The organism is Candidatus Cyrtobacter comes (genome assembly GCF_034470605.1).
GTDB lineage: Bacteria > Pseudomonadota > Alphaproteobacteria > Rickettsiales > Midichloriaceae > Cyrtobacter > Cyrtobacter comes.
The window spans coordinates 1-13,226 of record NZ_JARGYT010000031.1 but is presented as its reverse complement, the minus strand read 5'-3'; the positions used below and the strand labels follow the sequence as shown (position 1 = coordinate 13,226).

The window sequence follows — 13,226 nt, the reverse complement described above, 5'->3', positions numbered from 1 at the left end:
GGAAACAACCTTTTATCCATCTAAATACCATATTTATCGCCTCCAATATAATATTGCATCTTTTCCATTATTTGGCAAAACCTTTGTTAACAGTGCCTATAAACAATAACTTGTGTTTTTAATGTGCACTTCCTCTTTTTTACATTGTCATGCATAGATATATAGCGCCAAATCTCTAAACCTCCATATAGTCATCCTGAGCATGAATTTAGAGTAACGTTTCCTGAAAATCCCAGAAGCAAATTGAACAAAACTTATTAAAAATAAATCGAAATATTTTTAATATGGTTTTGTATGAGGAAATTTAGACATTTTAGTGTAGAAGAAAGGTATGAGATTAAGAGGATGAGAGATACAAACATATAGATCAATTACAAAAGAGCTAAAAAGAGCCCATAGTGGAATCTACACCGAGATTAATAGGAATAAAGGTAATAGTGTGTATATGCCTTGTGTTGCTCAGAAAAAATATGAAGCAAGATTACATGAAGCAGATGGGCTAAGAATTGAGAAGAAGCATGCCCTTAAAGAGTATGTCATTTGATAAATTGAAAAATGATAGTTGGTCACCCGATGCTATAGCAGGGAGATTAAAAATGGAAAATAGTGCACATAAGATTAGGAGTATATATCAATTTATATATACCTCTCCAATTACAAAGAAATTGAGACTTCATTAATATCTTACAACAATAAGATTAGGTAGACAAACCGGAGGAAGAAGGATAGCAAGGGTAACAATTCTATCTAGAACATCTGTGCGTAAAAGAGATGTAATAGCTACACAGAAAGTAGAAATAGGACATTTTGAAGGAGATTTGACCTTTCATAAAGGCAACAAAAGCGGCAATATTGGCTGTATGGTCGATAAGTTAAGCCAAAAAATATTTTGGGTGAAAAACCGTTCTAAATGTAGTGTTACTGCTGGTTTTATAAAAAGATGAAGGAGCTATAAAAGAAATTTAGAAAGATTTTTACTATGGATAAAGAGTTTGTAGGGCATATAGATGTTAGGATTTAACACATATTTTTATGATGCATATAAGCCAATGCAAAAAGCTCTTATTGAAAAATGAATTGTATGCTGCATAGGATTTTGCCTAAAAGCATTGATATTACAACTATTACTCAGGCAATGCTTGACAAAGCTGCTGATACTTTGAATAATTTGCCAAGAAAAGTATTGGGCTACAAAACCCCTAATGAAATGTGGGCTCAATTTGTATAGGTTTTATTCAATTTAGGCCTAGAATTTTCACTCTAAATGCATGCTCAGGATGACTATATGGAGGTTCAGAGATTTAGCGCTATATCTCTATGCATGACAATTGAGGCTAATATCGTTTTATTAGATGGAGTGATAAAGGAATGCAGCTGCTGGAAAAATTGATTAATGTTTCAGATTACGTATGGATAATGATAAACGCAAGCCATGTAAAGGTTCACCCACATTAGAGACTCGATAAAAACTGAGCGAAAACAACAGACAATCTCGAAATACAGAAGTGATTACCTTAAAAATTGATTCTTAATAGAAAGAATTAGATATGGCAGTAACTTTGCCAATACAATATTCTTACCAAAAAAGCTATTAATAATAGGTATAACTATACCTTAAGAGATCAGACCTGGCAATAACCTACTCTCCCACACAAAAAGTGCAGTACCATCGGCGATGAGAGCCTTAACTTCTGAGTTCGGAATGGGTTCAGGTGTTTTTCTCTCTCTATGGTCACCAGGCCAGATCTCTTAAGGGTAGCTAACCAACTTAAAGAAATCGTGAAAAATAGAATAATAAATCAGAAACGAAATAGAAGTGCTTAGCACTGCAGGCAAGCAGCAAAGCTACAAAAAGCAAAATTAAAGTCAATCGTGCTATTAGTACTGGTTAGCTCAATAGATTGCTCTACTTACACACCCAGCCTATCAACGTGGTAGTCTTCCACGGCACTGATAGGGAAAACTAGTTTTGAGGCAGGCTTCCCGCTTAGATGCTTTCAGCGGTTATCCCTTCCGTACTTAGCTACCCAGCGTTGCACTTGGCAGAACAACTGGTACACCATAGGTACGTCCAACCTGGTCCTCTCGTACTAAGGTCAGGCCCTCTCAATTTTCCTTACACACACGGCAGATAGGGACCGAACTGTCTCACGACGTTCTGAACCCAGCTCGCGTACCGCTTTAATTGGCGAACAGCCAAACCCTTGGGACCTTCTCCAGCCCCAGGATGCGATGAGCCGACATCGAGGTGCCAAACGAACTCGTCGATATGGACTCTTGGAGTTCATCAGCCTGTTATCCCCGGAGTACCTTTTATCCGTTGAGTGATGGCCCTTCCACACAGAACCACCAGATCACTATGACCGACTTTCGTCTCTGCTCGATTTGTCAATCTTGCAGTTAGGCAGGCTTTTGCCATTGCACTCGACGGCTGATTTCCAACCAGCCTGAGCCTACCTTCGCGCGCCTCCGTTACTCTTTAGGAGGCGGCCGCCCCAGCCAAACTACCCACCATGCACTGTCTCAGAACCGGATTCACGGCCCTTGGTTAGACAACAAAAACAAGAAGGGTGGTATTTCAAGGTTGGCTCCACAAAAGCTAGCGCTTCTGCTTCATCGCCTCCCACCTATCCTACACATCCTGTTTCTGTTGCCAATGCAAAGCTATAGTAAAGGTTCACGGGGTCTTTCCGTCTAACCGCGTGTACTCAGCATTTTCACTGAGAATTCAATTTCACTGAGTTGATGTTGGAGACAATGGAGCAGTCGTTACGCCATTCATGCGCGTCGGAACTTACCCGACAAGGAATTTCGCTACCTTAGGACCGTCACAGTTACGGCCGCCGTTTACTGGGGCTTCAGCTCGAAGCTTGCACATCTCACATTAACCTTCCAGCACTGGGCAGGCGTCAGGCCTTATACTTCCTCTTACGGAGTTTGCAAAGCCCTGTGTTTTAGATAAACAGTCGCCACTCCCTGGTATGTGCCACCACCGCCTAGTTACCTAAGCAATGGCCATCTTTATCCCGAAGTTACAGATGCAATTTGTCTAGTTCCTTCAACATCATTCTCTCTACGCCTTGGTATACTCTACCAGCCCACCAGTGTCGGTTTTGGTACGACCTTATTGCTGAAGCTATTTCCAGGAAGTTCCAGGCTGCAGTTAGAATCCAATAACCAACTACAACTTTCGACCTTCGTCACTTTCAGCAGGCTCACGAATATTAACGTGATTCCCATCGACTACGCCTCTCGGCCTTGCCTTAGGGGTCGGCTAACCCCACGCAGATTAACTTTACGTAGGAAACCTTGGGCTTTCGGCGGGAATGTTTCTCACATTCCTTTACGTTACTCATGTCAGCATTCTCACTTGTGATATCTCCAGCATACCTTACGATACACCTTCACAGACTTACACAACGCTCCGCTACCGCTCCTTTTAAAAAATAAAAGAAGCCCGCAACTTCGGTGCATAGTTTAGCCCCGTTATATTTTAGGCGCAAAATCGCTTGTTTAGACTAGTGAGCTGTTACGCTTTCTTTAAAGGATGGCTGCTTCTAAGCCAACCTCCTAGCTGTCATGGCGTTTTCACATCCTTTCACACTTAACTATGTCTTAGGGACCTTAGATGGCGGTCTGGGCTCTTCCCCTCTCGGCTATGGATCTTAGCACCCACAGCCTGGCTGCTGTTCTATACACATTAGTATTCGGAGTTTGATTAGGTTTGGTAGCGCTTTGGGCGCCCCTAGCCTATTCAGTGCTCTACCCCTAATGAAGAATAAACAACGCTCTACCTAAATAGATTTCGCGGAGAACCAGCTATCTCCGGGTTTGATTGGCCTTTCACCCCTATCCACAAGTCATCCAACAATATTGCAACATTGACTGGTTCGGCCCTCCATTGAATTTTACTCCAACTTCAGCCTGCTCATGGATAGATCACCCGGTTTCGGGTCTAATACATACAACTAATTCGCTCTATTAAAACTCGCTTTCGCTACGGCTACACCTAACGGCTTAACCTTGCTGCATACATTAACTCGCTGACTCATTATACAAGAGGTACGCCGTCACAATTTAAAGCCCCTAAAGACTTTAAAAAGCTCCGACTGCTTGTAAGCATTTGGTTTCAGGGTCTATTTCACTCCCCTTATAGGGGTTCTTTTCACCTTTCCTTCACAGTACTCGTCCACTATCGGTCAATAGGTAGTACTTAGGCTTGGAGGGTGGTCCCCCCACGTTCAGACAAGGTTTCACGTGCCTCGCCTTACTCGAATCTCTAAAGAACACTTTACCCATACGCGGCTATCACGCTTTATTGCTGTCTTTTCCAAGACATTCTGGTTTTGTTCTTTAGAGCATTGGCCTGGTCCGCTTTCGCTCGTCACTACTAACGGAGTCTCTGTTGATGTCCTTTCCTCTGGGTACTTAGATATTTCAGTTCCCCAGGTTCGCTCACCTTTACTATTTTATTCATAAAGGCGTACCGGCAAAAGCCGGTGGGTTCTCCCATTCGGAAATCTGCGGATCAAAGATTGTTGACATCTCCCCACAGCTTATCGCAGCCTGCCACGTCCTTCATCGCCTCCTATTGCCAAGGCATCCACCAAATGCTCTTATTATACTTAAATGATGCTGATTGAAGCTAAGCTAGCTCACTTACAGAACTAAGCATATCTACCAATCATCTCTCAGATTTATTAAACTATTTTATTCACAATCTCAAAAGAAGCAGCTGACGAATCAGCTGAGGTCCGAGTTTATACATTCACATCCGGAAGCTGTCAACAACAAATTTAAGAACAACTATAAATTTGTTATTATTAGCATTTTAAGTTTTCAACCTGATATCTAGATTAATAAACAAAACCCTTACTATGTGCCCGAGCAAGCAATTAAAAATCCCAAAATATCTATTACTTTCTTTTCACTTCACAGCCTAATTATATTGAATGCACATATATGGTTGTTCTGCCGTTTTCAAGTTTGAGCCATTCCGGCCTCGGACATACAATAGGGTAACGCAAATGATGATATACACTGCAATCTGCGGATTATATGCATCACATCAATAAATAATACTATGCATATAGCGCCATATGCTATGCAAATTATCTAACAAAAGGAAACTATAGATGATGGCCATATAAATAAGTTATTCAATTGCACGCAAGAATAATTATAATTTCACACGCCATATTATTTATATATCATGCAAAACTCAACACCCGATACGGAGCTCACCGCCACGCAAAGAACCACAAAATTAGATCACCTAACTCTATTAAGGTAGTATTGGATAATTATAGTCAAATTGGTATATTTTTGTTACAAGTGGTTTTTCAAAGCTTAAAGAGAAAAGAACGTGTTAATATGTAAGCATTGTGGATGTAATAATATTATTAAAGACGGGATTGTATAGAGCATAGCTACAAAGAATGTAATAGAACTTTTTGAGAAAAAGATTCTAGAGCGAAGCATGATTTAATAAAGTATTATTTATATGGGCCGATATTTAGAATGGAAAATGACGCCTTCAATAATAGATTGGATCAGAGATTATACAAAGATCATCCATAATAATGTGAATAATATTACAAAAAATTTAAAAGATGTGCAAATTCTTAAGATAGTTTGCCAAAAAAACTAATAAAGCCGGCTTGCCGTTGATATACTAAGGAATGAAATTATTGATTTTGAAGCAATAACCAAAAGAAATTTTAACGGATATTCAGCATAGCTTTAAGGATTAAACCTAAACATAAAATCATGGAGATTGATGGATATTGCACTAAATACAAGGTATATTGTAACAAAGACAGCCTTTTGTATAATCAAAAAATTCAAAACATCTTTTAGCAATGTTCGGCAGCAACACAATATGCCTTTCAAGGTAATTGATATGATCAATTACTCTATTTTATTACATTTTAATAAACAATTATTGCCTCCTATACATTATAACACTCGAGTCTTGGATTTATACCTTTGCAAACCATCGGACACTTCACCACCACAACCTTTGCAACAACCAATAATGATTCCATTATATCAGATATAACCTACGGATCAATTATTTGTTTATCAATAACATACCGCTCAACAAAGCTCTGTATCATTGACAACTTAAATGTATTTATATTACCTTAATTAGAGTATGGGTTAAAAGGTAGTGGTGATGGTTTTTGTTTTTCTCTTTTTGTCTTTATCCGCATTAATTAAAAATGAAAGATTTTCTTTCTTCTTTTTTTATACAAGTTTTGCTACTGGGATATTTTGGTTTGTATACCACACAACCGATCAATTAAATCTATCTTTTTAAGATAAAAATAATATGGCTATACATAATATGGCTACGATAATATGGTAAAAAAAAATCTTAACGCACTATTGCTTATTGCGCTTAGCGCAATTGTCTCTAACGTGATTGCATTGTTGTTTCAGTTTTTATATCATGAGATACCATGTCCATTATGTCTACTGCAGCGTTTTGGGCTTCTAGCTATAGCATATGGAGCAATTATAGGGCTTAGATCCCATGGTACTTTTAGACATCTTGTGATTATTTTGATCTCAAGTTTGTTTACATTGGCTGTAGGATTAAGGCAGGTTTTTTTGCACATACTACCAAATGATAAGGGTTATGGCACATTGTTTTTTGGATTACATTTCTATACTTGGTCTGCAATCCTATCTTTTTCATTAATTATCATATTAGCCATAGCGCCGCTATTAGATAGAATAAATCTAACGAAATACATTGCAGCAAAATTTATAACTAAGATTCAAAATTTTATCTATGATGTTTTTATACTATTGTGCATCACAAATGTTATAATGACCTTCTTAGGATGCGGCATTACTGGATGCCCAGATGATCCTGTAAATTACCAATACCTACCCTCACACTGAAGCAAGATATTGCGCAACATTGTATTGCTAAATAACAACTAAGAGTGACAAGTTTTTGTTGAAACACAAAACTAGAAAGCTTCATATCCATAACCTTGTTTTGCGACCAAATCTAGCAAAGTAATATCTTATGAAGGAATGTTGGCCCAAGATGCTTCTGGCTTTGTTATACCTTAGTGCTAATTTAGGTAGTGATGGATAGCTATTTAATTGAAATTTTGTGAAAAGCTATCGCTACAAAGTAGCATTATATCACGAAAAATTAGCAAATATCAGGAAAATACTGAATTTAACCATTCTTATGTTTTTTAATAAGGATTAAAGTTATTCTATACATCTGCACTGCCCTGATTTATACTTCGAGTAAGCATCATACTTTCATCGATATATAATAAAAGCTTATCCTGGTCACCATATCGAAATAGGTTCTAAAATCTCGGCGTCTACTCACTTAAGATGCAAATATTCCTGTTTCGGCCAATAGCAAACCCTACATAGGCACGGTTTTTTATAATAAATAAGTAATTGCTCAATTGGCAATTAGAAAGAATCTCTCGAATTATTTAAGCGCGCTAGAAGATCATCCACTATGACAAGATATACCCTAAACGAAGCTAAAGCTCCTGATGATATAAAGAATATAGAATTAGATGGGATTTTTACTTATTGTCAAAAAAACTAACAAAACCTGGCTTTCTGTTGAGATGGACAGAAATAATGCTACTGATTTCGAAATATAACTTTCTATACGTGAGAGATTTTAACTTATCTCTACTAATGGCTTTAGAGGAACAACAGAGGAGAAATATGAGCTGCAGCGATCATTATCAAGTTTTATGGGAAATTGCTACAAGCATTATTTTGCAAAATCTGAGACTACTTTAGTTAAGTCATTTCATTCTTGAATATGGGGCTTTAGTTGAATAATTTCACTATTGAATGGGACTATTAAATTAAGTTTAATAGTAAAACAAAAGATTATCATATCCTCTAGATTTCCCCCTATATTACTTTTTAATAATACAATATAGGGGACACGTATAAATAAGGATAATAAATCATTGCACAAATCTGATAATTGCCATTGGAGCAGAATCACCTTGTCTATATCCTGTCCTTACTATACTCGTATATCCACCAGGCCTATTAATAAAGATTGGCGCAACCTGGGAAAATAATGTTTTCACAATATCCATATCACCTCTAAAAAACGAAATAGCCCTCCTCCTTGCAGCAAGAGTATCATTTCTAGCTAAGGTAATAATTTTTTCAACCACGGGCCTCAGATCCTTTGCCTTATATAGGGTCGTCTCTATATTTCCATGTAGAATTAGCGACTTAGTAAGATTCATAAGCATAGATAACCTATGTGCAGTACCCCTAGAAAATTTCCTACCTTTTATTTTGTGCCTCATAATAACCTATTTATTAACATACTTCTTTATCATATCCTCAATGTCCTCCAGCGGCCACTCACAAGGAAGCGACATCCCTAAACATAAACCCATTGACGAAAGAACCTCCTTTATTTCATTTAAGGATTTCCTCCCAAAGTTAGGGGTTTGAAGAAGCTTAGATTCATCTTTAATAACTATATCGCCAACATAAGTAATATTAGCATTTTTTAGACAATTATTAGATCTTACAGAAAGCTCTAAATCATCTATCTTTACACATAACTTAGATAACAAAGCCACATCTACATGCGGCATATCAGCCTCAGATTTTTCTTTTGACAACTCGATACTTGCCAATGGCAAGTTAAGTAAAAACACAGATAAATGATCACGCAAAACAGTGGCTGCGGTATCTAAAACCCTGTCATGCTGCACAGACCCATTAGTCTCCACAACAAGGGTAAGCTTATCAAATTCCGTATCCGCACCAATCCGACTCCTATCAACACTAAAAGAGACCCTCTTCACAGGACAAAATGTAGCATCAAGCGGAATAGCACCAACACCAAGATTACTAGCTAAACGTACATTAGAGCTCGCAGAGACGTATCCAAAACCAGAAGACACCAATATCTCCAACTCTAAAACAGCCTTAGGCCCTATGTGACATATAGTAAAATCTTTGTTTATTACATCAACACCAGCAGGACAACTAATCATTCCAGCAGTAACTCTAACTATTTCGTTTGTATTATTTGAACACTCCAACTTTAACTTCTTCTCATCATGAACGGATGATACTACGACTTTTTTCAAATTCAAGATCATGGATGTGACATCCTCCTTTATACCCTGTATAGAGGAAAACTCATGCGCCAAACTATCAAACTTTATTGCAGTCACCGCACACCCCTTCAAGGAAGAAAACATCACCCTTCTCATTGCGTTACCTATAGTATATCCAAGGCCGGAAGGTAATGGCTCCAACTTGAACACAGCAGAATCACCATCCATCTTATCAAGATAATAGGATGGAGATCTCACAACCACAGATGGCACTATAGAATCGATAGTGCCTTCATTAATTTCCAGCATAAAATGAACAGTACAAACTTACATTTATATATCACACACGACGCCTATTAGGCGGCCTACATCCGTTATACGGAACACCAGTACAGTCCTGTATAGATGTTATAACAAGATACGAAGAAAGAGCCCTAACTGCAGACTCTCTAGCCATACCAGGCCCCCTTAAAACAACAGAAGCAGTCTTCATCCCAAGCCCAACAGCCTTTTTAGCAGCATCTTCAGCCGCAACTCTCGCAGCATATGGCGTAGATTTTCTAGAACCTTTAAAATTACTCTGCCCAGAAGAAGACCAGGCAACTACATCCCCATTCAGATCAGTCACCGTGATTATCGAATTATTAAAAGTTGACATTATATGAAACACACCCGAAATAACAGAGCGCTTTTTCTTATCAGTTACCTTTTTATTTTTAGATTTCATTGCAATAAAAATTCACAATCGAATTATTCGTCATTTTGGAGCAACCTTTTTACCTGCTATAGCGATCCTCTTCCCCCTTCTAGTCCTAGCATTAGTTCTAGTCCTCGAACTCATAGGAAGCCCCTTGATATGCCTAGATCCTCTATAAGAACCATTATCTTTTAGCGCCGCTATAGAGGAAGAGACAATCCTCCTCAAATCTCCTTCAACCACATGCTTGGCGCCAATAACAGATCTAAGCCTACCTACCTCAACTTCACTTAAGGTACTTACTCTTCTTTCAGGATCAAGCTCAGCATCTTTACATATTGACATAGACTTAAAGTTACCTATCCCATATACGTATGTTAGGGCCACCCAAAGCTTTTTATATGTAGGCACATTAACGCCAGCGATACGAGCCACTATGAATACAAGCAAAAATCAAACGAGCAGAGTGTTTTATCCCGTTTTATGAAAAAGTCAAGGATTCAAAATATAAGATTTTGGTAATGGTCAATAAAATTATCATGAACAACTGGACAATCTAGTATGCATTCTTTACCATAGGCCCAAATTATGCCGCGCCAAAATTGGATGTTTGTTTTTACATCGTATGAAATCTTCAATTATATCTCTTTCTGATTTGGCAATAAAAAAAGTAAGAGAGCTCTTAGCAAAAGATGAAAAAGCTATAGGCCTAAAAGTTGGGGTGAAATCCGGAGGCTGCTCAGGACTTTCCTACGAATTTGCTTATATGTATGAACATGACCCTAAGTATGAAAAGGTAGTATGCGCAGATATTTCCATATTCATAGAACCTAGCGCTGTGATGCATATATTAGGTACAGTTATGGATTACACAGGCGATAAATTTTCCTCGAGTTTTATTTTTACCAACCCAAACGCTATCTCACAATGCGGATGCGGTAAATCTTTCTCTACAAAGAGCGCAAATTAAGAAAGTCTAGGGACCATTCAAACCATATATGTTCGAAAACAAATGGAAGAGGATACCCTCTGCTTAAATTTAAAAAACGCAAAAATCATATATCACCTAATTATATTATTACCATTGGCTTTAATATAACTTTGCTAAAAAATAGCACCAATACGGATTCAACACTTTTTCAGATATGAAAAAAGACCTCTCGGACAAAATAGGAACGACACTATCACAAGAAGATACGAAAGAAGAGCTCTTGGCCCAAATAGGAACGACATTATCACAAGAATTTGGGATCGAACTAAAGGAAGATGAACTGATCAAACTATGCGATGATCTTGCCTTATTTTTTAGCGAATATAGCACAAAAGACTATGAAGGACTAATAAATAACCACCCATACTTTAGAACATTATCCAAAATGCTACTGGAGCCCAGGAGGTTTATTAATGAGCTTAGGCTGAATGAATATATAGACGACCTCACATACGGCGCTTTCAGAGAATATATAATCGAATCAATAGATTTATTTATCAAAGAAACAATAAAAGAGCTCAAAAAAGATCATGATAAGGATTATATTGAACAAATAACAAAAAGATGGAACAAAGAAAAAGCACTTCAATTAGTAACCAAAAATCGCGATAGTAATATGCCTCTAGGCGTTAAAAAACAACCAACTAAAACAATAGACCCAAAGAAACTCACTCAAGTTATCGGTGTACAACAGCAGCAACATAACACACAAACACTGAGTTATGCGAATGAAACACTTTTTCCAAAATCTTACCAACTAGTAAAAGCTTTTATTAAAAATGATCTTTTTACTAAATATTTTTTAGATCTTAATAGAACCGTTTGCACAGCTATAGAAAGCGACTTAAAAGAACCAATAATATGGGATATTATGACAAAGAATCCAATGCTTGCAAAAATCATAATTATAAATGCAAGAACAAATTTAGCTTCTTTTCAAAAATATACCCAGCTATTAAAATCATACCCAGAGATAGTGAAAATTATTTCTATGGAATCCGCATATACATGCACACAGAACAATTTCATAGTACTTTTATCTTCCGTATTAAATACCAAAGTAAATAAAAAATTATTTGAGCTACTAACACAAGAAGTAAGAGAAGAAGTAATGAAATGGGCCATAAAAAATCAAGAATCTTTCAGCGAAGCATTTATGCCGCTTGTATGCACAATTTTTGAGATATTTGATATAACGAGTGATAAAGAACTCATAAATAAATGGGTGGAGCTTATAAACAAGATTGAATATAAAAACGTATTATTAAGCGAGAAAAATTCAAATCTAAGACACCCATTAGTTGTAGAATTATCAAAATTAGCTACTTCAAATTCTATAAAATTTCAACTGGCAACTAGCCTATTTGCTCTAGGTAAATACAAGTTCAAGAATTTTATAAATAGGATAGAAAGAAATGATAAAGTAAAACAATTTGTAGCAAAACATCCTAAGTTTATAGAGAAATTATCAAAATATGGTGAGCACGAATATAAAAACATGCTTCAGCTATTTGAAAATCAGAGTTTATACGATCTTATGAATAGACATCCTCACATATTGGATTCTTTGTTACAAAAGCAATTGCAGCTAGGTCGCGTAAGCTCGATGTTTCATCGCAGCACACCTAATGTGAATCGCACTCTAAAAGAAGGGCTCTTTTACTTTGCTAAGCATGCAGAAAATTTACTAGTTGCAGCAGCATATCTCGATCTCAATCATCAGCCAATTTCATATAGCGATATGGTTAAATACATAACACAAGATGATTGCAAAAAACTTGGCCAACTGCTTGAAATTATAAAAGTAGCAGAAATTCTGGCACAAAACCCTAAAATTGCCCACGAATTAGCAAAACAAAACATTGCTAACCTGCGCGAAAGGCTCATGGATGAACAACTCATACCTTATTTACAAAAAAATCCAGACTATTTAATTAAAATAGCCAATATGACTAGTGAAAATTTCGAAGCATTTAAACAAGATCCTGAAAAATATATAAAAAACAAAAAAACGGATATGCAACATATTGTAGCAACTCTTAATGAAGCACCTAGTAGCCCAAGAGTCACCGCATTAAGCAGGGAAAGATCACCCGCAAGTGATCTTGCTGCTGCTGATTACATTACCAGATACCTTCTAAATATGTGTAAACTCAAAGGCCAAGATATAGACAAGGTAGCAAGTTCTATTGAATATATAGAGCACATAACTTTAGAAATTGATAGAAAATTGGATGACTTAAAAAGGATGTCAGAACAACAAACAATCCTTGATAAACTGAATGAGCTCAGAACCACGCTGCAAGAATGCCTAGGCACTGTTAACAAAGGTTTTGCCAAATAATGGAAAAGATGCAATATTATATTGGAGGCGATAAATATGGTATTTAGATGGATAAAAGGTTGTTTCCGATCGACATTAAAACGTTCAATGAATGGGTTT

General features: G+C 37.0%; 10 protein-coding genes, 2 rRNA genes and 1 pseudogene. 7 read left to right on the top strand and 6 right to left on the bottom strand.

The window, feature by feature from the left end; translation table 11 throughout:
* Window positions 1–758: 758 nt before the first annotated feature.
* The 3 genes and pseudogenes from Cyrtocomes_RS03045 to Cyrtocomes_RS03035 all read left to right on the top strand — a co-directional run.
* On the top strand, window positions 759–944 hold the full coding sequence (locus Cyrtocomes_RS03045) for a hypothetical protein (RefSeq protein WP_322497734.1): 186 nt from the start codon (window positions 759–761) through the stop codon (window positions 942–944).
* Between the two features lie 152 nt (window positions 945–1,096).
* The gene (locus tag Cyrtocomes_RS03040) at window positions 1,097–1,228 is read left to right on the top strand and encodes a hypothetical protein (protein ID WP_322497733.1); all 132 of its coding nucleotides are present in this window, start codon (window positions 1,097–1,099) and stop codon (window positions 1,226–1,228) included.
* Between the two features lie 113 nt (window positions 1,229–1,341).
* Window positions 1,342–1,452: pseudogene (locus Cyrtocomes_RS03035) on the top strand (IS5/IS1182 family transposase); the annotation flags it as partial.
* Window positions 1,453–1,626: 174 nt separating this feature from the next.
* On the opposite strand, the gene rrf reads toward Cyrtocomes_RS03035, so the two are convergent.
* Window positions 1,627–1,740 (bottom strand): 5S ribosomal RNA (rrf, locus tag Cyrtocomes_RS03030).
* A gap of 117 nt (window positions 1,741–1,857) precedes the next feature.
* Window positions 1,858–4,631 (bottom strand): 23S ribosomal RNA (locus tag Cyrtocomes_RS03025).
* A gap of 1,547 nt (window positions 4,632–6,178) precedes the next feature.
* Between Cyrtocomes_RS03025 and Cyrtocomes_RS06130 the strand changes: the two genes are divergently transcribed.
* The gene (locus tag Cyrtocomes_RS06130) at window positions 6,179–6,322 is read left to right on the top strand and encodes a DUF5993 family protein (RefSeq protein WP_410519695.1); all 144 of its coding nucleotides are present in this window, start codon (window positions 6,179–6,181) and stop codon (window positions 6,320–6,322) included.
* 41 nt (window positions 6,323–6,363) lie between these two features.
* The gene (locus Cyrtocomes_RS03020; RefSeq protein WP_322497732.1) at window positions 6,364–6,912 is read left to right on the top strand and encodes a disulfide bond formation protein B; all 549 of its coding nucleotides are present in this window, start codon (window positions 6,364–6,366) and stop codon (window positions 6,910–6,912) included.
* Window positions 6,913–7,970: 1,058 nt separating this feature from the next.
* On the opposite strand, the gene rplQ is transcribed toward Cyrtocomes_RS03020, so the two are convergent.
* Genes rplQ through rpsM form a run of 4 tightly spaced genes read right to left on the bottom strand, consistent with a single transcriptional unit; the run spans window position 7,971 to window position 10,227 of the window.
* Window positions 7,971–8,327, bottom strand: coding sequence for a 50S ribosomal protein L17 (rplQ, locus tag Cyrtocomes_RS03015; RefSeq protein ID WP_322497731.1), 357 nt, complete (start codon window positions 8,325–8,327; stop codon window positions 7,971–7,973).
* A gap of 6 nt (window positions 8,328–8,333) precedes the next feature.
* The gene (locus Cyrtocomes_RS03010) at window positions 8,334–9,404 is read right to left on the bottom strand and encodes a DNA-directed RNA polymerase subunit alpha (protein WP_322497730.1); all 1,071 of its coding nucleotides are present in this window, start codon (window positions 9,402–9,404) and stop codon (window positions 8,334–8,336) included.
* A gap of 31 nt (window positions 9,405–9,435) precedes the next feature.
* Window positions 9,436–9,822: a 30S ribosomal protein S11 gene (gene rpsK, locus Cyrtocomes_RS03005; protein ID WP_322497729.1), complete on the bottom strand. Its 387-nt coding sequence runs from the start codon at window positions 9,820–9,822 to the stop codon at window positions 9,436–9,438.
* A gap of 30 nt (window positions 9,823–9,852) precedes the next feature.
* Window positions 9,853–10,227, bottom strand: a complete 375-nt coding sequence (gene rpsM / locus Cyrtocomes_RS03000; RefSeq protein ID WP_322497735.1) for a 30S ribosomal protein S13 — start codon at window positions 10,225–10,227, stop codon at window positions 9,853–9,855.
* Between the two features lie 190 nt (window positions 10,228–10,417).
* Between rpsM and Cyrtocomes_RS02995 the strand changes: the two genes are divergently transcribed.
* Entirely contained in the window at window positions 10,418–10,762 is a 345-nt protein-coding gene (locus Cyrtocomes_RS02995) for a HesB/IscA family protein (RefSeq protein WP_322497728.1), read from the top strand.
* A gap of 175 nt (window positions 10,763–10,937) precedes the next feature.
* Window positions 10,938–13,127, top strand: a complete 2,190-nt coding sequence (locus Cyrtocomes_RS02990) for a hypothetical protein (RefSeq protein WP_322497727.1) — start codon at window positions 10,938–10,940, stop codon at window positions 13,125–13,127.
* Window positions 13,128–13,226: the final 99 nt, after the last annotated feature.